The following is a 19,251-nucleotide window of genomic DNA, read 5'->3' on the forward strand; positions in this document are numbered from 1 at the left end:
ACCATGACCGAGCCTGCCAAGGGCGTGCTCGCGCTGACCCCGTTCTTTCTGTACTCGGAGTACCAGGACCACTGGGACCCGAAGTTCGACCCGATGGGCGGCATGCACCTGCTGGTGCGCGCCCTGGTCGAGGAGATGGCGGGCCGTGGCGTGCCGCACCGGGTCCTGACGATGTCACCGCCCAAGGTGCCCAAGGACATCAGGATCGGGCAGCGGATCAAGGTGCACGCCCGGCGCCTTCCGGTGCTGCCCATCCCCTCCGACCTGGAGGGCTACTTCGGGCTCGTCGGCGCCTGGGCCAAGGGCAGTCTGCTGTGGGTGCTGCGCAACCGCGCGCGGTTGCGCAAGGAGATCGGCGCGGTGCACGCGCACTGCGACGGCTCGGGCGCCGCGGCCTTCTACCCGTACGTGATGTCCCGCGCGCTCGGCGTGCCGCTGGTGGTCCAGATCCACTCCAGCCGCTATCTGAGCCAGCACCCGACCACGGTCTTCGAGCGGGTGACCGACCCGATCGCCAAGTGGGCGGAGCGGCACGCCGTCCGCAAGGCCGCCGCCGTCCTGATGCTCACCGACAAGGCGCGGGACGAGATGCGGCAGAAGGCCGAGCTGCCCGCGGAGCGCGTGCACCGGCTCGCGTATCTGGCCAGCGACCAGTTCAAGGACTCCGACACCGAGGCGCGCCGGGCCGAACTGCGGGCCCGCTACGGCCTCGACGACCGCCCGATCGTCCTCTACGTGGGACGCATCGCCGCCGAGAAGGGCGTGGAGTACTACATCGAGGCCGCGGCCGAACTGACCCGCAGGGGCCGGGACTGCCAGTTCGTCATCGCCGGTGACGGACCCGCGAGGCCGGACCTGGAGAAGCTGATCGACGCCCGCGGGCTGCGCGACCGGGTGACCATCACGGGCTTCATGTCCCACGAGTTCATCCCGTCCATGATCTCGCTGGGCGAACTCGTGGTGCTGCCGTCCCGGTACGAGGAGCTGGGCATCGTCATCCTGGAGTGCATGACCATGCGCAGGCCGCTGGTCGCGCACGACGTCAACGGGGTCAACAAGCTCATCGAGGACGGCACCACCGGACTCGTCGTACCCCCGTTCAGGACCCCGGAGATGGCCGACGCCGTCGAGCGGCTCCTGGACGATCCCGAGCTGCGCGAGCGCATGGCGGAGAACGCCGCACCGCTGCCCGCCGCCAAGTACTCGCTCGCGGCGGCGGGCGACCAACTGGCGGGCATCTACCGGGAGATAGGGCTGTGAGGGTCCTCCTCGTCTCCCCCCACCCCGACGACGTGGCGCTGTCCTTCGGCGGCTGGGTCGCCGCCCACACCCGCAGGCTCAGGGCCCAGGGGTGGCGGTTCGACCTGCTCACCGTGTTCGGCACGACCCTGTACGCGCCGCACAGCCCGCACGCCGTCACCAAGGAGGCCGTCAGCGCGCTCCGGGAGCGCGAGGACCGCGCCTACGCGCGGCGGCACGGTCTTCGCCTCACCTCGCTGCGGCAGGAGGACTGCTCCTGCCTCGGCATGGACGACGAGGAGGAGCTCATCGCCCCCGAGGCGGGCGATCCGCGCCGGGCCGCCGTGCGGCAGCTGCTCGCGGCGGCGCTCGCCGGGGCCGACCTGGTCGTCGCGCCGCTGGGCGTCGGCGGCCACGTGGATCACCGGATCGTGCGCGGCGCGGTGCGCCAGTCGCTCGGCGCCACCCCCTGCCTCTGGTACGAGGACCTGCCCTACGCGCTGGAGAGCCCCGTCGAGCCGCCCGCGGGCCATCGACCCTGGCTGGTCGACCTCAGGGGCCACGAGGAGGCCAAGCAGGCCGATCTCGCGCTGTACCGCTCGCAGTTGACCGCCGCCGACACCACCGAGGTCCTCTCGTACCGGCCGGACGGCGCGTCCGTCCCGTGCGAGCGGCTGTGGAGTCCGGCGGGCTTCCCCGAGGACCTGGCCCAGCGGATGGCACTGGCCACGCTGGCCGCCGTGACACCCGACAAGGAGTCGCTATGAGCAAGAAGCTGGCGCTGTTCGGCGGAACTCCCGTACGGAGCGAGGAGTTCTACGACGGCCCGCACATCGGGCCGCACGATCTGGACCGCCTCAAGTCCGTGCTGGACTCGGGGAACTTCGGCGGCATCCCCTTCCCCAACACCCACCACACCGCCTTCGCCGACCTGTTCACCGGCAAGCTCGGCGCCCCGCACGGCCTGATGGTCGCCAACGGCACCATCAGCCTCTCCATCGCGCTGCGCGCCCTCGGCGTGCGCGCCGGGGACGAGGTGATCACCACCGGCTACACCTGGATGGGCACGGCCGCCGCGGTCGTGCACATCAACGCCGTGCCGGTCCTGGTGGACATCGACCCCACGACCTGGTGCATCGACCCGGCGGCGGTGGAGGCGGCGATCACCCCGCGCACCAAGGTGATCATCCCGGTCCACCTGGGCAATCAGATCGCCGACCTGGACGCGCTGCGGGCCGTCGCCGACAAGCACGGACTGGCCATCCTTGAGGACACCGCGCACGGTCACTTCGCCGAGTGGCGGGGGCGGTGCGTGGGCACCCACGGCGAGGCCGGCAGCTTCAGCTTCGAGAGCAGCAAGATCATGACCGCCGGTGAGGGCGGCTTCCTGGTGGCCAGGGACGAGGACGTCCACCAGCGGATGATGTCGCTGACCAACTGCGGCCGCAAGGAACCGGGTTACGACGGATTCGAGGGCCGCACCCTCGGCTGGAACGCCCGCGCGAGCGAGTTGCAGGCCGCCTTCATGATCGGGCAGGTCGAGCAGCACGACGCCCTGCACGCCAAGCGCGCGGCGAGCGCGGCCAAGCTCACCGCGGGGCTCGCCGAGATCGGCGGCTTCACCCCCGTGGGCGACGACGACCCGAGGATCACCAAGCGCCAGTACTACGAGGTCATCTACCGTTTCGACCCCGCCGCCTGGGAGGGACTGCACCGCGACCGGGTGCTGTCGGCGATCCTCGCCGAGGGCATCGAGCTGGAGGGCGACGCCTTCTACCCGCCGGTGCACAAGAGCGAACTGTTCGCCGTGGACGCGGCGCACTGGCCCATGATCGCCGAGCGGTACGGCGACCGGATCGGCCCGGACAGCGTCGACCTGCCGATCACCGACCGCGCGGCCGCCGACGAGTCCGTCTGGGTCCACCACGCGCTGCTGACCGGCGACGACAAGGACCTCGCCGACATCCTCGAAGCCGTCGTCAAGGTCCGCGACAACCTGCACGAGCTGCACGAGGCGCACGAGCCCCACAAGGCGGGCTGAGCCGCCGGAGCCGACATAACCGCCTTACCCGACCGGCCTGTTGGAGCCGCCGTGGGCGTGGCGTGCCGTCGCGCGCCCGCCCCGCCCCCGGCGTCACCCCCGGCCCCGACGACCGAGACCCCTGATACCCCTGACACCCCTGAGAGGGGAAGACCAGCCATGGCACTCGCCGCTCCCCCCGGCGAACTGACCGTCGCCCTGACACCGGACGACAAGACCCTCGACCCCGCCGTACTCGACCGCGCGCTCGGGATACTCGCCGAGCACGGCATCCTGGTGCTCACCGGCATGCTCGGGGCCCGGCTCACCGACCAGCTGCGCACCGCGATGCTCGACGACCTGCCCGAGGTGCTGCGCCAGCCGGACGCGCCGACCAACTTCGTGCCCGGCCACCTCCAGCAGGACCCGCCGGCCCGCGACGCGTTGCTCTTCCCCGAGGTGCTGCTCAACCCGGTGGTCTACCAGATCAGCCACGCCGTGCTCGGCACGGACGCCCGCAACGCCGTCTACAGCGGCAACATGAACCTGCCGGGCAGCAAGGAGCAGCCGGTCCATCTGGACGAGCCGCACCTGTGGCCCGGCGTGAGCCACCCGCCGTACTGCCTCTGCGTCGACGTCCCCCTGATCGACTTCACGCTGGAGAACGGCAGCACCGAGTACTGGCCCGGCTCGCACGTCCTCAACCCCGAGGAGTGCTACGACGACCGGGGCTGTGTGCTCCCCGTCGAGCTGGAGCGGCGCCGGGCGGTCGCGCCGCCGGTCCGCTTCCCCATCCCCGTCGGCTCGGTCGTCGTCCGCGACGGCAGGCTGTGGCACCGCGGCGTACCCAACCTGAGCGCGGCCCCGCGGCCCCTGCTGGCGATGACCCACTACACAGAGTGGTTCGACATGCCGCCGATCCGGCTGCCCGAGACCGTGAAGTCCTGGGTCGACGGCTCCGACCTGCACACCCACGCCACCTTCGTGGCGGGCGACGTCGACCACCTGAAGGGTGACCATCCGTTCGCCGTCCGGTGACGGAGGCCCTCGGCAGGACGGGTTCGGGGGCGGTCAACTCGCCCCGCGCAAGCCCGAGTTATCGGCCAATCTCTGCATTTCGAGGAGGATGCTGTGCGAGTTCTCGTCATCGGAGGCTCCGGCAACGTCGGCGTGGGTGTCGTCAGGGCACTCAGCGCCGCCCGCCACCACGTCGTGGTGGCCAGCCGCGGCTACAGTCCGGCCCTGCTGCCGCACGGCGTACGCGCCGTACGCCTGGAGCGCACCGAGCCCGACGCCTACGCCCGTCTCGTCGCCGCCGAACGGCCCGACGCCGTCATCGATCTGACCTGTCACGACGCCGCGGGCACCGCCGTCACCCTGCGGGCGTGCGCCGGGGTCGACCGCCTCGTGGTGGTCTCCTCGGTGACGGCGGCCGGGCCCGCGACCACCACGCCCGTCACCGAGGCCACGGCGACGCCCCCGCTCTCCGAGTACGGCACCGACAAGCTGGCCGTCGAGGAGACGGTCCGCGCCGCCTGGTCGGACGGCACGTCCCGGGCCCTGCTGGTGCGCCTGGGCGCGGTCTACCGGCTCGGCGCGGATCTGGACGGCCAGCTCGCCGAGGACGGCTGCTGGCTGGCCCACGCGGCGGCCGGGGCGCCCGCCGTGCTCGCCGACGACGGCGCGGCGCTGTGGAACCTGCTGCACGCCGACGACGCGGGCGCCGCGCTCGCCGAGCTGCTCGCCAACGACAGCGCGCGCGGAGTCCTGGTCCACCTGGCCTCCCGGCACCCGCTGTCCTGGCGCGAGATGTACGAGCGGGTCCACCAAGCCCTCGGACGCCCCTTCGACCCGGCGTCGGTGCCCGCGGAGTGGGCCGCCGAGCAGCTGGAGGACGCCGAGTTCCTCGCCGAGACGTCCCGCTGGGACCAGGTCTTCGACCTCGGCCTGCTGAACCGCCTCGCGCCGTCGTACCAGGAGCGCAGCGGTCCTTCGCGCGTCACCGAGGTCGCCCTGTGGCTGATCCGCCAGGGACGTGTCGGCGACCCCGAACTCGGCACGGAGATACAGGAGTTGCCCGCGCGCCTCGCGGCCGCGCGTACCGTGCCGGGCCTGGTGTGATTTCGGCCGATGTGATCGTTGCCCATGATCCGGGGCTCCGAAGATCAGTACGTTCCTCGACACGGGTGGGGGCGGGCGCCCGCTCCGTCCCTCCCGGCTCCTTCACCCCCATACGGAGAGGAAGGCCCATGTCGCAGTCCGCGGCCGACGAGGACCCCAAGTTAACGCGCGTGGTGGAGGCGGTACGGTCCGGCAGGCGGTATCGGAGCGTGACGGACCAGGCGGTACGCCGGCTGGCCAGGGCGGCCCTCTCCGTGGAGGGCGGCGACGTCACCAGGGCCACCAAGCGGACCAAGCGCGGACTCCACGAGGTCTTCGGTGCCTTCATGCCGATGACGCCCAAGTACGAGGCGCTGCTGCACGCGGTGCGCGAGGCCGTCGCGCTCGATGACGCGGAGGCGATCCGCGCCGCCCTGAAACCCGCCCTCGGGGCCCACTCCTCCACCAGGGAACGGCTCCCCATCCTCACCGAGCTGTACGCGGGGATATTCGACCGTCTCGACACCGCTCCCGCGACCGTGCGCGACCTCGCCTGCGGGATGAACCCGCTGACCGTCCCCTGGATGCCGCTGCCCGCCGGGACGACCTACGTCGCCTCGGACATCGACCACCGGCTGATGGGCTTCGTCGGCACGGTGCTCGGCACGCTCGGCGTCGGCAACCGGGTGGAAGTGCGCGACCTGTTGACCGAGCCGGACCCCGAACCGGCCGACGTCACCTTCCTGTTCAAGGCCGTCCCCTGCCTGGAGGCCCAGGGCAAGGGCCTCGGCTGGAAGCTGCTCGACCAGATCAATTCCCCCGTACTCGTGGTGAGTTTCCCCACCAAGACGCTGGGCCGGCACTCCAGGGGCATGTACCGGACCCACTCGGCGGAGTTCGCCAGACGCATCGCGGAACGGCCCTGGAAGTGCGACGAGATCGAGTTCGGGGACGAGCTCGTCTACGTGGTCACGAAGGACTGAGGGAGGTACAGCGTGCGCGTTCTCCGGCTCACCCCGTTCTACCACCACGACTGCGTGGACAGCTGGCCCGCCGAGTTCGACGCGGTGGGCGGCATGCAGGTGCAGATCCTGCGGATGTCCCGCGCCCTGGCCGAGCTGGGGGTGAGCCAACAGGTGCTCACCGTCGGCTTCCCCGGCCTGCCGAGGGTACGGCGCGACTCCGAGAACCTGGTGGTGCGGATCACCAGGGCCCCGCTGCCCCGGGTGCGTTCCAGGATCACCGGTCTGGTCGGCCTCAACCAGGCGTGGCTGGCCGCCGCGCTCACCGAGTGCGTGCGGCTGCGCCGCCGCTGGCCCGCCGACCTGGTCCAGGTCCATCTGGACGGCCAGCTCTGGGCGTTGCTCGCGGGGCCGGTCGCCGCACGGATCGCGGGCGTGCCCTACACGGTCACCGTGCACTGCTCCCGGCTCGCGGTGTACCGGCCCATGTCCACCGTCGACCGCGTCCAGCACCCCCTGGTGACCGCCGTCGAGCGCTGGGTGCTGCGCGGTGCGGCCGGGATCACCGCGCTGACCGAGCGCACCGCCACGGTCCTCGCCGCCGAACTGGGCGCGGGCCGGGGCGTGATCGACGTGGTGCCCGACGCCGTCGACGCCGACCGCGCCGAGGCCGCGCCCGCCGAGGTGGAGCGGCTGAGGAAGCGCTTCGGGCTGGCGCGGGACGGCGGGCCCGTCATCGGGTTCGTCGGCAGGATCGCCCACGAGAAGGGCTGGCGCCACGCCGTACAGGCGGTGCGCGCGCTGAAGGAGCGGGACTTCACCTTCCTCGTCGTGGGTGACGGGCCGCAGCGGGCCGACATGGAACAGGCGGTGGCCGATGCCGGGCTCGGCGACCGCTTCGTGTTCACCGGGTTCCTGCCCAACGACGAGATCCCGGCCGTGATGACCGCCCTGGACGTGCTCCTGATGCCGTCCGTGCACGAGGAGTTGGGCGGCAGCGCCGTCGAGGCGATGCTGGCCGGAACGCCGGTGGTCGCCTATGGGGTCGGCGGTCTGTGCGACACCGTGGGCAAGGTGACCCCTTCCCTGCTCGCCGCGCCCGGTCAGATGGCCGAACTAGCCGCGAACGTAAGGCGGTTGCTCGACGATCCGGCCCCGTTCCTGGCCGAGGTGCGGGCCGGCAGGGAGTGGCTCGCCGACGAGTTCGGTGTGCGCCACGCGGCCGGCCTCGCGCTGGCCCACTACGAGCGGGTGCTCGGCAGGGAACGGTAGCCGTACGACGCCCCACCTTCTGTCCGACGACTGCGATCTGGAGTTTGCGTGAGGCAGGACTGGCAGCACTTGGACGAGTCCGACGTACGGGTCCGGCCGGGGCGGCGTAGCTCCCGCCCGCGCAGCAAGAACCGCCCCGAGCACGCCGACGCCCGCTCCGCCATGGTGATCGGGGTCGACCGCGGCCGGTGGACCTGTGTCCTCGACTCCGACCCCGGGAGCCGGGTCACCGCGATGCGGGCCCGCGAACTGGGCCGCAAGTCGGCGGTGATCGGCGACCGGGTCGACGTGATCGGCGATCTGTCCGGCAAGCCGGGCACCCTGGCCCGCATGGTCCGGGTCGCCCGGCGCGACAGCGTGCTGCGGCGCACCGCCGACGACACGGATCCCTACGAGCGGGTGGTGGTCGCCAACGCCGAACAGCTGGTGATCGTCTGCGCGTTGGCGTCGCCGACGCCGCGCGCCGGGTTCATCGACCGGGCCCTGGTGGCGGCCTACGCGGGCGGACTGCGACCGGTGCTCTGTCTGACCAAGGCCGATCTGAAGGGCCCCGGGGAATTGGTGAGCACCTACGCGCATCTGGACCTGCCGATCGTGGTCACCCGCTCCGACCAGGCCCCCGACGCCCTGCGCGAGGTGCTGGCCGGGCGGGTCTCGGCGCTGGTCGGGCACTCCGGCGTCGGCAAGTCCACGCTGATCAACGCCCTGATCCCGGCGGCCGGGCGGGTCACCGGGGAGGTCAGCGCCATCGGCAAGGGCCGGCACACGTCGACCTCGGCCGTCGCGCTGCCGCTGCCGGACGGCGGCTGGGCCGTGGACACCCCCGGCATCCGCTCGTTCGGACTGGCCCACGTCACCTCCGACGACGTGCTCGACGCCTTCCCCGACCTGACCGAGGGCACCGCGGACTGCCCCGCCGGCTGCCGTCATCTGGGCGTCCCGCACGAAGCGGAGTGCGCACTCGAACGCTGGAGCGAGGCCGATACGGCGAGGGCGCGGCGGCTGGCGTCGCTGCGCAGGCTGCTGCGCTCGCACGCGGGCATCGAGGAGGAGTGACCTGAGCACCCCGTCCTGAGCGCCCGGTTCCGAGCTCCCCGGACCTGAGCGGGCGTGCCGCGTGCCCCTTTCAGGGTATTCACGCCCGGAAAAGGCCCTCGCGGGCGGGCATTTCGGGATCATGCGTCGGGGGCCGTGGTGTGCACGGCCGGGTCCCGTCGTCCTGGGAGGCCGGATGAGGAAACGCGCCGTCGCACTGTTCGGGGTCGCCGCCGCCGTGGCGGGGCTTGTCGCGGCGGTGCCACCGCCGGCGGGCGCGGCGGGCCCGCCGGGGACCGCCACGCACACCGCGCTCGACTGGAAGAAGTGCGCCACCAAGAGCGCTCCGCGGCTCCAGTGCGCCTCGCTGGAGGTGCCGCTCGACCACGAGAGGCCGCACGGCAGGAAGATCACCATCGCCCTGTCCCGGGTCGCGCACACCGCGAAGGCGTATCAGGGGCCGCTCCTGGTCAACCCCGGAGGACCCGGCGGCAGCGGGCTCACCATGGCGGGGTCCGTGGCGTCGGCGCTGCCGGAGAAGGCGGCCGCGCAGTACGACGTCATCGGCTTCGACCCGCGCGGCGTCGGCAGGAGCAGGCCCGCCCTGAACTGCCGTCCCGAGCACTTCGCGCCCGTGCGGCCCGACACCGTCCCCACCACGCGCGCCCTGGAGCGCGCCCAGCTCGCCAGGGCACGGGCGTTCGCGGACGCGTGCGCGGCGAAGTACCCGGATCTGCTGCCGTTCATCGACACGGTGAGCACGGTCCGGGACATGGACGCCATCCGTGCGGCGCTGGGTGCCGAGCGCCTCAACTACTTCGGCTACTCGTACGGCACCTATCTGGGCGCCGTCTACGGAAAGCTCTATCCGCACCGCGTGCGCCGCATGGCCCTGGACTCCATGGTCGACCCGACGGGCGTCTGGTACGCCTCCAACCTCCGCCAGGACTACGCCTTCGACGCCCGCCACAAGGCCCTGATGGCCTGGATCGCCCGGCACGACAAGGCGTACGGGCTCGGCAAGGACCCCGCGGCCGTCGAGGCCGAGTGGTACGCGATGCGGGCCGCGCTCGCGAGGAAGCCCGCGGGCAAGAAGGTGGGCGCCGCCGAACTGGAGGACACCTTCCTGCCCGGCGGCTACTACAACGGCGCCTGGCCCGAGCTCGCGGCGGCGTTCGCCGCGTATGTGCACCACAAGGACACGAAGCCGCTGCTCGCGGCGTACGACACCTACGGAGCGGTCGACGCGGCAGGGGAGAACGGCTACAGCGTCTACACGGCGGTGCTGTGCAGGGACGCGCACTGGCCGCGCGACTGGGGCACCTGGCGCGACGACAACCGGCGGGCGTACGCGAAGGCGCCGTTCTACACCTGGAACAACGCCTGGTACAACGCTCCGTGCGCGTTCTGGCCCACGCACTCGCTCACCCCGCCCGACGTGTCCAACGCGTCGCTGCCGCCGGTCCTGATGTTCCAGGCGACCGACGACGCGGCCACCCCGTACGACGGGGCGATCACCCTGCACCGCGCGCTGCGCGGCTCGCGCCTGGTCGTCGAGCGCGGCGGCGGCAACCACGGCGTCACGCTGAGCGGGAACGCCTGTCTGGACGGGCACTTGGCGGCGTATCTGGCATCCGGCGAGCTGCCGTCGAGCGGCGGCGAGGTCGACGCGGTGTGCGCGGCCACGCCGGAACCCGAGCCGCTGCCCGCCGAGAGGCGGAGCGCGCGGGGCGGTGCGCAGGGCACCGGGCGCGGGGCGATGTCAGTGCCGTGGTCCACCATGGGGGCATGAGCCGACTGACCCACATCAACGCCCCCGAGGGCGTCGCCCCCGCCACCGCCTACACCCACGTCGTGATGGGCTCGGGCCGATTCATAGCGGTGTCCGGGCAGTTGGCCCTGGACGAGGACGGCAAGCTGGTCGGCGCGGGCGACCCCGCGGCGCAGGCCCTCCAGGTCTTCGAGAACCTGCGGCGCTGCCTCGCCGCGGCGGGCGCCACGTTCGACGACGTCGTGAAGATGACGTACTTCGTGACGGACATGGCGCACATGCCCGCGATCCGGGTGGCACGGGACGTCCACCTGGATCCCGAGCGCCTTCCCGCGGCCTCGGCGATGCAGGTGGGCGCGCTGGTCGCGCCCGAGTTCCTGATGGAGATCGAGGCGTTCGCGGTGGTGGCGGAGTAGGCGCCGAGCGGCCCGCCGGACCCGGCGAGCGTCCGCGCCCCCGGCCTCACTCCGGCAGCCGCGCCAGCGCGGCCGAGGCCGCGGCCGCGAGGCGGGGGTGCGCGCGTGCCGCCATCAGGACCGGCCTGCCCCGGGGGTCGCCGAGCGCGCCGAGGCCCTCCACGCAGGCGAGCGCGATCTTGCCGAACGGGTCGTGCGGGACCAGGCGTCGCTGAAGCGTCGTGATCAGGGCGGGGGCCGACTCCGGGGCGCGCAGCTCCGTCAGGAGGCGCACCGGGTGGAGGGCGTAGGCGACGCGGAGTTCGTTCGTCGCGAGGGCCGCCGCCGCGCGCGCCGTGCGCGGGTCGCCGAGCCGGGCCAGGGCGTACGCCGCCGCCGCGCAGCGCGGCGGGTCCCGGTGGTTGAGGAGGAGCACGAGCGACTCGAAGGCCCGCCGGTCACCGGCGACACCGAGCCGTACGGCAGCCAACTCCCGCACCCACAGCGGCTGCCCCGGCGAGACGAGCACCTCGGCGAGCTCGTCGAGGCCGCCGGTCGCGATCAGCCTCTCGTACTCCTTCGAGCCGCCCGCCTCGGCGCGTAAACGTTCCGTCACCGTCCGCAACTCCTCATCCATGGCCGCGAGCCTAACCGTCGACGCCCCGTGGCGACGTAGATCACAAACACTGAGGGCTGGCGCGCTCGTTACTCGCCGGTTAATCTCATGTGAGCGGGGCACACTCCCCGTAGCACCTCCTCATGGCGGCCTGGTGACGCAGCCGTCGTGAGTGACTGTCGGTTCGGTACTTCAGGTACCGCAGCACCATCCAGTACGACGTGGCTCCGGGACAGAGCCGGTCGGCTCCTCACCGGGCGTGCCCTGCGCGCCGCCCGGACACGACACGCACCACTCTCCGCACGCCGTACGGCAGTTGCCGTGCCCGCGTGCGCCCTCAGTCGTCACTCTCTTCCTGGAGTCCACGCATGGACGCTTCCATGAACACCGTCGCCGTCATCGGTCTGGGCACGATGGGCACCGGCATCGCCGAGGTGCTCGCCCGTGCGGGCCGCGAGGTCATCGGCATCGACATCAGCCAGGCGGCGGCCACCCGGGCGGTGACGGCCCTGGAGGCGTCGACGGCCCGCGCGGTGCGGCGCGAGCGCCTCACCGAGGAGGAGCGGCGCGGGACCCTCGCCCGCTTCCGCACGTTCACCGATCTGCAGGCCGCGGCCGACGCCGACCTGGTGATCGAGGTGGTCCCCGAGTCGTACGAGATCAAGCAGCGGATCGTCCGCGAACTCGACGCCGTGGTGCGGCCGGAGACGATCATCGCGACCGGCACCAACGCGCTGTCCGTGACCCGGCTCGCCGCCGAGTCGGCCCGCCCCGAGCGCGTACTCGGTCTGCACTTCTTCAACCCGGCGCCCGCGATGAAGCTCGTCGAGGTCGTCTCGTCGGTGCTGACCGCCCCGGCCGCCGTCGCCGCGGTCACCGACCTCGCGTACGCCCTGGGCAAGGAGCCCGTCGCGGTCGGCGACCGGCCCGGATTCGTCGCCGACGGGCTGCTCTTCGGCTACCTCAACCAGGCCGCCGCGATGTACGAGGCGAAGTACGCCTCGCGCGAGGACATCGACGCCGCGATGAAGCTGGGCTGCGGTCTGCCGATGGGCCCGCTCGCGCTGCTCGACCTGATCGGCGTGGACACCGCCCGTACGGTCCTGGACGCCATGTACGCCGAGTCCCACGACCGGCTGCACGCGCCCGCGCCGATCCTCAAGCAGCTCAGCGAGGCGGGTCTGACCGGCCGCAAGTCGGGGCGCGGCTTCTACACGTACGCGGAGCCCGGCAGCACCGAGGTGGTGCGCGACGCGCTGACCCCGCTGGAGGACGAGCGGCGCACGCCGGGCCGGGCCGTGCGCGCGGTCGGCGTCGCGGGCTCCGGCACGATGGCGTCCGGCATCGCCGAGGTCTTCGCCAAGGCGGGCTACGACGTGGTGCTCGCCGCGCGCAGCGAGGAGAAGGCGCTGGCCGCCAAGTCCCGTATCGGCAGGTCGCTCTCGCGCTCGGTGGAGAAGGGGCGGCTGACCGCCGAGTCGGCGGCCGAGACCCTGGAGCGGATCACTCCGGCGGGTACCTACGAGGCGTTCGCCGATGTCGACCTGGCCCTCGAAGCCGTCGCGGAGGACCTGGAGGTCAAGCGGCAGCTGTTCGCGGCGCTCGACAAGATCTGCAAGCCGGGCGCGATCCTGGCGACCACGACGTCCTCGCTGCCGGTCGTCGCCTGCGCCCGCGCCACCTCGCGCCCGCGGGACGTGATCGGCATGCACTTCTTCAACCCGGCGCCCGCGATGAAGCTGGTCGAGGTGGTCCGCACGGTGCTGACCTCGGACGAGGTGCACGCCACCGTCCGCGAGGTCTGCACGGCGGTCCGCAAGCACCCGGTGGACTGCGGGGACCGGGCGGGCTTCATCGTGAACGCGCTGCTCTTCCCGTACCTGAACAACGCGATCAAGATGGTCCAGGAGCACTACGCGACGCTGGACGACATCGACGCCGCGATGAAGCTCGGCGGCGGCTACCCGATGGGGCCCTTCGAGCTCCTCGACGTGGTCGGCCTGGACGTCTCGCTCGCCATCGAGAAGGTCCTGCACCGCGAGTTCCGCGACCCGGGCCTGGCCCCCGCGCCGCTGCTCGAACACCTGGTGGCCGCGGGCTGCCTCGGCCGCAAGACGGGCCGTGGCTTCCGCGAATATGCCCGGCGCTGAGCCGGCCGAGGACCGCCTGGACTCCCTGACGGACTGGGGCGGGCTGCTCGAACCCTCGGGCGGCCCCCTCCCACACGAGCACCGTGCTGCGCATATGCAGTACGTTCGTGGCATGTCCAAGGCCGCCAAGTCCTCACGCACCGCCACCCCCGACGCTCCGGAGAGCGCCGCGGGCAGCCGTGCCGCCGCCCAACGCCTCAAGATGCGCAGGGAGCTGGCTGCGGCGGCCATGGAGCTCTTCGCGACCAAGGGGTACGAGGCGACGACGGTCGACGAGATCGCCGCCGCCGCCGGGGTCGCGCGCCGCACCTTCTTCCGGCACTTCCGCTCCAAGGAAGAGGCGATCTTCCCCGACCACGACGACACCCTGATCCGCGCGGAGGCGGTGCTGAACGCGGCACCGGCGCACGAGCACCCGCTCGACACGGTGTGCCGCGGCATCAAGGAAGTCATGAAGATGTACGCGGCCTCGCCCGCGGTCTCCGTGGAGCGCTACCGCCTGACCCGTGAGGTGCCCACGCTGCGCGAGCGCGAGATCGCCTCCGTGGCCCGCTACGAGCGGCTGTTCACGCGGTATCTGCTCGGCCACTTCGACGAGCAGGCGCACCACGACGGCAACGACGACCCGCTGCTCGCCGAGGTCGCCGCCTCCGCGGTGGTCACCGCCCACAACCACGTCCTGCGCCGCTGGCTGCGGGCGGGCGGCCAGGGCGACCTGGAGAACCATCTGGACCACGCGTTCGGCATCGTCCGGCGGACCTTCGGCACGGGGATCGGCGCGGGCCGCTCGTCGGCACCGGCCACCGCCCCCGCCGCGGTCTCCGCGCACGGCGAGGTCCTCGTCACCGTGGCCCGTACGGACGCTCCGCTCGACGAGGTCATGCGGACGATCGAGAAGGCACTCCGCGAACGGAATTAGGCCAACTTTCGCCCGATTCGTCCTTGGCTTTTGAGGGGGCGCTACCCACCGGTAGCGCCCCCTTCGGCGCGCCGCCACCCCCTCTGACCTGCACTGATCGATCATCGGTCAAAAACTTATGGCACTCAGTGTCTTGCCCGTTGGCACGCGGTGTCATACGTTGATGTTGTCCGGGCGGCCGGCGTGCAGAGATCTTCCGTACGCCGGCTGTCCCCTCAGGCCACTGGCCCGAGCGCCCGGACGCCTGCGTCACAGGCACCTCCCACGCCCCACCAAGGCGTCGCCGAGCACCACCCTTCGCCGAACCGACGGCACACCTCCACAGCACCGCAAGAGCACCCCGACGTAACCCTCAAGCAGCGTTCCCGCAGAACGCTTCTTCGCCGGAGGCAAAACCGTGAAGGAAATCCTGGACGCGATCCAGTCGCAGGACGCAACGTCTGCCGACTTCGCCGCTCTCCCCCTGCCCGACTCGTACCGCGCGATCACCGTGCACAAGGACGAGACGGAGATGTTCGCGGGCCTGGACACCCGCGACAAGGACCCCCGCAAGTCCCTCCACCTGGACGACGTGCCGGTTCCCGAACTCGGCCCCGGTGAGGCCCTGGTGGCCGTCATGGCCTCCTCGGTGAACTACAACTCCGTGTGGACCTCGATCTTCGAGCCGCTCTCGACCTTCGGGTTCCTGGAGCGCTACGGCAGGGTCAGCGAGCTCACCAAGCGCCACGACCTGCCGTACCACGTCATCGGCTCCGACCTGGCGGGCGTCGTCCTTCGCACCGGCCCCGGCGTGAACGCCTGGCACCCCGGCGACGAGGTCGTCGCGCACTGCCTGAGCGTCGAGCTGGAGTCGAGCGACGGCCACAACGACACGATGCTCGACCCCGAGCAGCGCATCTGGGGCTTCGAGACCAACTTCGGCGGCCTCGCCGAGATCGCGCTCGTCAAGTCCAACCAGCTGATGCCCAAGCCCGACCACCTCAGCTGGGAGGAGGCCGCCGCCCCCGGCCTGGTGAACTCCACCGCCTACCGCCAGCTCGTCTCGCGCAACGGCGCGGCCATGAAGCAGGGCGACAACGTGCTGATCTGGGGCGCGAGTGGCGGACTCGGCTCGTACGCCACGCAGTTCGCGCTGGCCGGCGGCGCCAACCCGATCTGTGTCGTCTCCAGCGAGCAGAAGGCGGACATCTGCCGCGCGATGGGCGCCGAGGCGATCATCGACCGCAGCGCCGAGGGCTACAAGTTCTGGAAGGACGAGCGCACCCAGGACCCCAAGGAGTGGAAGCGCTTCGGCAAGCGCATCCGCGAGTTCACCGGCGGCGAGGACATCGACATCGTCTTCGAGCACCCGGGCCGCGAGACCTTCGGCGCCAGCGTCTACGTCACCCGCAAGGGCGGCACCATCACCACCTGCGCCTCCACCTCGGGCTACATGCACGAGTACGACAACCGCTACCTGTGGATGTCCCTGAAGCGCATCATCGGCTCGCACTTCGCCAACTACCGCGAGGCGTGGGAGGCCAACCGCCTGATCGCCAAGGGCAAGATCCACCCCACGCTCTCCAAGGTCTACTCGCTCGAAGAGACCGGGCAGGCGGCCCACGACGTCCACCGCAACGCCCACCAGGGCAAGGTCGGCGTCCTCGCGCTCGCACCCAAGGAGGGTCTGGGCGTGCGCGACCCGGAGAAGCGGGCCAAGCACATCGACGCCATCAACCGTTTCCGCAACGTCTGAACCGAGCTAGGAGCAGCGGAACATGACAGAGCGTCAGAAGGACCGGCCGTGGCTCATGCGGACGTACGCCGGTCACTCCACGGCGGAGGCGTCCAACGAGCTGTACCGCCGCAACCTCGCCAAGGGGCAGACGGGCCTCTCGGTCGCGTTCGACCTGCCCACGCAGACCGGCTACGACCCCGACCACATCCTCGCCCGCGGCGAGGTCGGCCGGGTCGGCGTCCCGGTCTCGCACCTCGGTGACATGCGGCGGCTGTTCCAGGACATCCCCCTGGACCAGATGAACACCTCGATGACGATCAACGCCACCGCCATGTGGCTTCTGGCGCTCTACCAGGTGGTCGCGGAGGAGCAGGGCGCGGACATCACCCAGCTCCAGGGGACGACGCAGAACGACATCGTCAAGGAGTACCTCTCCCGCGGGACGCACGTCTTCCCGCCGGGGCCCTCGCTGCGGCTGACCACCGACATGATCACGTACACGGTGGCCAACATCCCCAAGTGGAACCCGATCAACATCTGCAGCTACCACCTCCAGGAGGCGGGGGCCACACCGGTCCAGGAGATCGCGTACGCGATGTCCACCGCCATCGCGGTTCTCGATGCCGTGCGCGACTCAGGGCAGGTCCCCGAGGAGAAGTTCGGGGACGTCGTGGCCCGCATCTCCTTCTTCGTGAACGCGGGTGTCCGCTTCATCGAGGAGATGTGCAAGATGCGGGCGTTCGGGCGGATCTGGGACCAGGTCACGCGCGAGCGGTACGGCATCGAGAACGCGAAGCAGCGCCGGTTCCGCTACGGCGTGCAGGTCAACTCGCTCGGCCTGACCGAGGCCCAGCCGGAGAACAACGTCCAGCGGATCGTCCTGGAGATGCTGGCCGTCACCCTCTCCAAGGACGCCCGCGCGCGTGCCGTGCAACTCCCCGCCTGGAACGAGGCGTTGGGGCTGCCCCGGCCGTGGGACCAGCAGTGGTCGCTGCGCATCCAGCAGGTCCTCGCGCACGAGAGCGACCTCCTGGAGTACGAGGACATCTTCGCGGGCTCGCACGTCATCGAGAAGAAGGTCGACGAGCTGGTCTCCGATTCGTTCGCCGAGATGGACCGGATCCAGGAGATGGGCGGCGCGATGGCCGCCGTCGAGTCCGGCTACCTCAAGTCGCAGCTCGTCTCCTCGCACGCCGAGCGCCGCGCCAGGATCGAGGCCGGCCACGAGAAGATCGTCGGCGTGAACGTGTACGAGTCGACCGAGCCCAACCCGCTCACCGCCGACCTGGACGCCGCGATCATGACGGTGGACCACGCCGTCGAGGCGAAGGTCGTGCGGGCCGTCGGCGACTGGCGCACCACGCGGCAGGAGTCCTCGGACCGCCAGGGCATGGGCGACCCGTTCCACTACCCGACCACCGGGCAGGCCCTCGACCGTCTCAAGGAGGCGGCCGCCGGTACGGAGAACCTCATGGAGGCCACCCTCGAATGCGCCCGCGCCGGGGTCACGACCGGCGAGTGGGCGGGCGCCCTGCGCGAGGTGTTCGGCGAGTTCCGGGCCCCCACCGGGGTCTCGTCGGCGCCCGTCGCGGTGACCGCGGAGGAGGGCACGCCGATGGCCGAGGTCCGCCGCAAGGTCGCCCTGACCGGCGACGAACTCGGCGGCAAGCTCCGGCTGCTCGTCGGCAAGCCGGGCCTGGACGGCCACTCCAACGGCGCCGAGCAGATCGCCGTGCGCGCCCGCGACGCCGGGTTCGAGGTGGTCTACCAGGGCATCCGGCTCACCCCGGAACAGATCGTGTCCGCCGCGCTCGCCGAGGACGTGCACTGCGTCGGCCTGTCGATCCTCTCCGGATCGCACGCCGAGCTGGTGCCCGACGTCCTCGTCCGGATGCGCGAGGCGGGCGCCACCGACGTCCCCGTGATCGTCGGTGGCATCATCCCCAACGCCGATGCCGAGGACCTGAAGCGCGCGGGTGTGGCCGCCGTGTTCACGCCCAAGGACTTCGGCATCACGGAGATCATCGGCCGTATCGTCGACGAGATCCGGAAAGCGAACAAGCTCGACCCTCTGGAGGTCCCCGCATGACAGCGCCCATCAACCGCCTGCGTCCTCGCCGCTCGTGCCTGGCCGTACCCGGCTCGAACCCGCGCTTCCTGGAGAAGGCCCAGGGCCTCCCCGCCGACCAGGTCTTCCTGGACCTGGAGGACGCCTGCGCGCCGCTCGCCAAGCCCGAGGCCCGGCACACCATCGTGAAGTTCCTGAACGAGGGCGACTGGACGGGCAAGACGCGGGTGGTGCGCGTCAACGACTGGACCACCGAGTGGACGTACCGCGACGTCGTCACGGTCGTCGAGGGCGCGGGCCAGAACCTCGACTGCATCATGCTGCCGAAGGTGCAGACGGCCGACCAGATCGTCGCGCTCGACCTGCTGCTCACGCAGATCGAGAAGACGATGGGCTTCGAGGTCGGCAAGATCGGCATCGAGGCGCAGATCGAGAACGCGCGGGGCCTCAACAACGTCAACGCGATCGCCGAGGCGTCCCCGCGCGTCGAGACGATCATCTTCGGCCCGGCCGACTTCATGGCGTCGATCAACATGAAGTCCCTGGTCGTCGGCGAGCAGCCGCCCGGCTACCCGGCCGACGCCTACCACTTCATCCTGATGAAGATCCTGATGGCCGCCCGCGCCAACAACCTCCAGGCGATCGACGGCCCCTACCTCCAGATCAAGAACGTCGACGGCTACCGCGAGGTCGCGGGCCGCGCCGCCGCGCTCGGCTTCGACGGCAAGTGGGTCCTGCACCCCGGCCAGGTCGAGGCGGCCAACGAGGTCTTCTCGCCCTCGCAGGAGGACTTCGACCACGCCGAGCTGATCCTGGACGCGTACGAGTACTGCACGTCCGAGGCGGGCGGCAAGAAGGGCTCGGCGATGCTCGGCGACGAGATGATCGACGAGGCGAGCCGGAAGATGGCGCTCGTCATCTCCGGCAAGGGCCGTGCGGCGGGCATGCGGCGTACGTCCAAGTTCGAGGCTCCGGAGGCATAGGACC

16 protein-coding genes are annotated in these 19,251 nt (G+C 71.4%); 15 read left to right on the forward strand and 1 reads right to left on the reverse strand.

Annotated elements, in window-relative coordinates; all coding sequences use genetic code 11:
• Positions 1–3 precede the first annotated feature (3 nt).
• The 10 genes from ACIO9J_RS13315 (at position 4) to ACIO9J_RS13360 (ending at position 10,815) form a co-directional block, all read left to right on the forward strand.
• Entirely contained in the window at positions 4–1,260 is a 1,257-nt protein-coding gene (locus ACIO9J_RS13315) for a glycosyltransferase family 4 protein (RefSeq protein ID WP_401997166.1), read from the forward strand.
• Positions 1,257–2,006, forward strand: coding sequence for a PIG-L deacetylase family protein (locus ACIO9J_RS13320; RefSeq protein WP_401997169.1), 750 nt, complete (start codon positions 1,257–1,259; stop codon positions 2,004–2,006). The genes ACIO9J_RS13315 and ACIO9J_RS13320 overlap by 4 nt, the downstream gene beginning before the upstream one ends.
• The gene (locus ACIO9J_RS13325) at positions 2,003–3,280 is read left to right on the forward strand and encodes a DegT/DnrJ/EryC1/StrS family aminotransferase (RefSeq protein WP_401997172.1); all 1,278 of its coding nucleotides are present in this window, start codon (positions 2,003–2,005) and stop codon (positions 3,278–3,280) included. Before ACIO9J_RS13320 ends, ACIO9J_RS13325 begins: the two co-directional genes overlap by 4 nt.
• A 159-nt stretch (positions 3,281–3,439) precedes the next feature.
• On the forward strand, positions 3,440–4,297 hold the full coding sequence (locus ACIO9J_RS13330; protein WP_401997175.1) for a phytanoyl-CoA dioxygenase family protein: 858 nt from the start codon (positions 3,440–3,442) through the stop codon (positions 4,295–4,297).
• Positions 4,298–4,390: 93 nt separating this feature from the next.
• Positions 4,391–5,380: an NAD-dependent epimerase/dehydratase family protein gene (locus tag ACIO9J_RS13335; protein ID WP_401997178.1), complete on the forward strand. Its 990-nt coding sequence runs from the start codon at positions 4,391–4,393 to the stop codon at positions 5,378–5,380.
• A gap of 128 nt (positions 5,381–5,508) precedes the next feature.
• Positions 5,509–6,342: a hypothetical protein gene (locus ACIO9J_RS13340; RefSeq protein ID WP_401997181.1), complete on the forward strand. Its 834-nt coding sequence runs from the start codon at positions 5,509–5,511 to the stop codon at positions 6,340–6,342.
• Positions 6,343–6,354: 12 nt separating this feature from the next.
• On the forward strand, positions 6,355–7,593 hold the full coding sequence (locus ACIO9J_RS13345; protein WP_401997184.1) for a glycosyltransferase family 4 protein: 1,239 nt from the start codon (positions 6,355–6,357) through the stop codon (positions 7,591–7,593).
• A 48-nt stretch (positions 7,594–7,641) separates the two neighbouring features.
• A complete protein-coding gene (gene rsgA / locus ACIO9J_RS13350) occupies positions 7,642–8,649 on the forward strand; it encodes a ribosome small subunit-dependent GTPase A (RefSeq protein ID WP_401997186.1) in 1,008 nt (335 codons plus the stop codon).
• Positions 8,650–8,824: 175 nt separating this feature from the next.
• Positions 8,825–10,420, forward strand: coding sequence for an alpha/beta hydrolase (locus ACIO9J_RS13355; protein ID WP_401997189.1), 1,596 nt, complete (start codon positions 8,825–8,827; stop codon positions 10,418–10,420).
• Positions 10,417–10,815 (forward strand): RidA family protein, encoded by a 399-nt coding sequence (locus ACIO9J_RS13360; RefSeq protein ID WP_401997192.1) that lies wholly within the window; start codon positions 10,417–10,419, stop codon positions 10,813–10,815. Before ACIO9J_RS13355 ends, ACIO9J_RS13360 begins: the two co-directional genes overlap by 4 nt.
• 46 nt (positions 10,816–10,861) lie before the next feature.
• On the opposite strand, the gene ACIO9J_RS13365 is transcribed toward ACIO9J_RS13360, so the two are convergent.
• Positions 10,862–11,431, reverse strand: a complete 570-nt coding sequence (locus tag ACIO9J_RS13365) for an adenylosuccinate lyase (RefSeq protein WP_401997195.1) — start codon at positions 11,429–11,431, stop codon at positions 10,862–10,864.
• 347 nt (positions 11,432–11,778) lie between these two features.
• Here ACIO9J_RS13365 and ACIO9J_RS13370 point away from each other — a divergent pair, with 347 nt between their 5' ends.
• From ACIO9J_RS13370 to ACIO9J_RS13390, 5 genes are all read left to right on the forward strand, one after another.
• Positions 11,779–13,560 carry a 3-hydroxyacyl-CoA dehydrogenase family protein gene (locus ACIO9J_RS13370; protein WP_401997198.1) on the forward strand — a complete coding sequence of 594 codons (1,782 nt, stop codon included), beginning with the start codon at positions 11,779–11,781 and terminating at the stop codon, positions 13,558–13,560.
• Between the two features lie 94 nt (positions 13,561–13,654).
• Positions 13,655–14,479: a TetR family transcriptional regulator gene (locus ACIO9J_RS13375; protein WP_401997201.1), complete on the forward strand. Its 825-nt coding sequence runs from the start codon at positions 13,655–13,657 to the stop codon at positions 14,477–14,479.
• A gap of 397 nt (positions 14,480–14,876) precedes the next feature.
• Positions 14,877–16,214: a crotonyl-CoA carboxylase/reductase gene (gene ccrA / locus ACIO9J_RS13380; RefSeq protein WP_401997204.1), complete on the forward strand. Its 1,338-nt coding sequence runs from the start codon at positions 14,877–14,879 to the stop codon at positions 16,212–16,214.
• A 22-nt stretch (positions 16,215–16,236) separates the two neighbouring features.
• On the forward strand, positions 16,237–18,285 hold the full coding sequence (locus tag ACIO9J_RS13385) for a protein meaA (protein ID WP_401997207.1): 2,049 nt from the start codon (positions 16,237–16,239) through the stop codon (positions 18,283–18,285).
• The gene (locus ACIO9J_RS13390) at positions 18,282–19,247 is read left to right on the forward strand and encodes an HpcH/HpaI aldolase/citrate lyase family protein (protein ID WP_401997210.1); all 966 of its coding nucleotides are present in this window, start codon (positions 18,282–18,284) and stop codon (positions 19,245–19,247) included. Before ACIO9J_RS13385 ends, ACIO9J_RS13390 begins: the two co-directional genes overlap by 4 nt.
• Positions 19,248–19,251 lie beyond the last annotated feature (4 nt).

Origin of the sequence: Streptomyces sp. NPDC087300 (assembly GCF_044744425.1) — a bacterium.
Lineage (GTDB): Bacteria > Actinomycetota > Actinomycetes > Streptomycetales > Streptomycetaceae > Streptomyces.

Bases quoted from the DNA above. Each gene is read 5' to 3' on its own strand.
- ACIO9J_RS13355 (WP_401997189.1), top strand. From the start codon at position 8,825: ATGAGGAAACGCGCCGTCGCACTGTTCGGGGTCGCCGCCGCCGTGGCG.
- ACIO9J_RS13365 (WP_401997195.1), bottom strand. From the start codon at position 11,431: ATGGATGAGGAGTTGCGGACGGTGACGGAACGTTTACGCGCCGAGGCG.
- ACIO9J_RS13360 (WP_401997192.1), top strand. From the start codon at position 10,417: ATGAGCCGACTGACCCACATCAACGCCCCCGAGGGCGTCGCCCCCGCC.
- ACIO9J_RS13315 (WP_401997166.1), top strand. From the start codon at position 4: ATGACCGAGCCTGCCAAGGGCGTGCTCGCGCTGACCCCGTTCTTTCTG.
- ACIO9J_RS13340 (WP_401997181.1), top strand. From the start codon at position 5,509: ATGTCGCAGTCCGCGGCCGACGAGGACCCCAAGTTAACGCGCGTGGTG.
- ACIO9J_RS13385 (WP_401997207.1), top strand. From the start codon at position 16,237: ATGACAGAGCGTCAGAAGGACCGGCCGTGGCTCATGCGGACGTACGCC.
- ACIO9J_RS13330 (WP_401997175.1), top strand. From the start codon at position 3,440: ATGGCACTCGCCGCTCCCCCCGGCGAACTGACCGTCGCCCTGACACCG.
- ACIO9J_RS13375 (WP_401997201.1), top strand. From the start codon at position 13,655: ATGCAGTACGTTCGTGGCATGTCCAAGGCCGCCAAGTCCTCACGCACC.
- ACIO9J_RS13325 (WP_401997172.1), top strand. From the start codon at position 2,003: ATGAGCAAGAAGCTGGCGCTGTTCGGCGGAACTCCCGTACGGAGCGAG.
- ACIO9J_RS13390 (WP_401997210.1), top strand. From the start codon at position 18,282: ATGACAGCGCCCATCAACCGCCTGCGTCCTCGCCGCTCGTGCCTGGCC.
- ACIO9J_RS13370 (WP_401997198.1), top strand. From the start codon at position 11,779: ATGGACGCTTCCATGAACACCGTCGCCGTCATCGGTCTGGGCACGATG.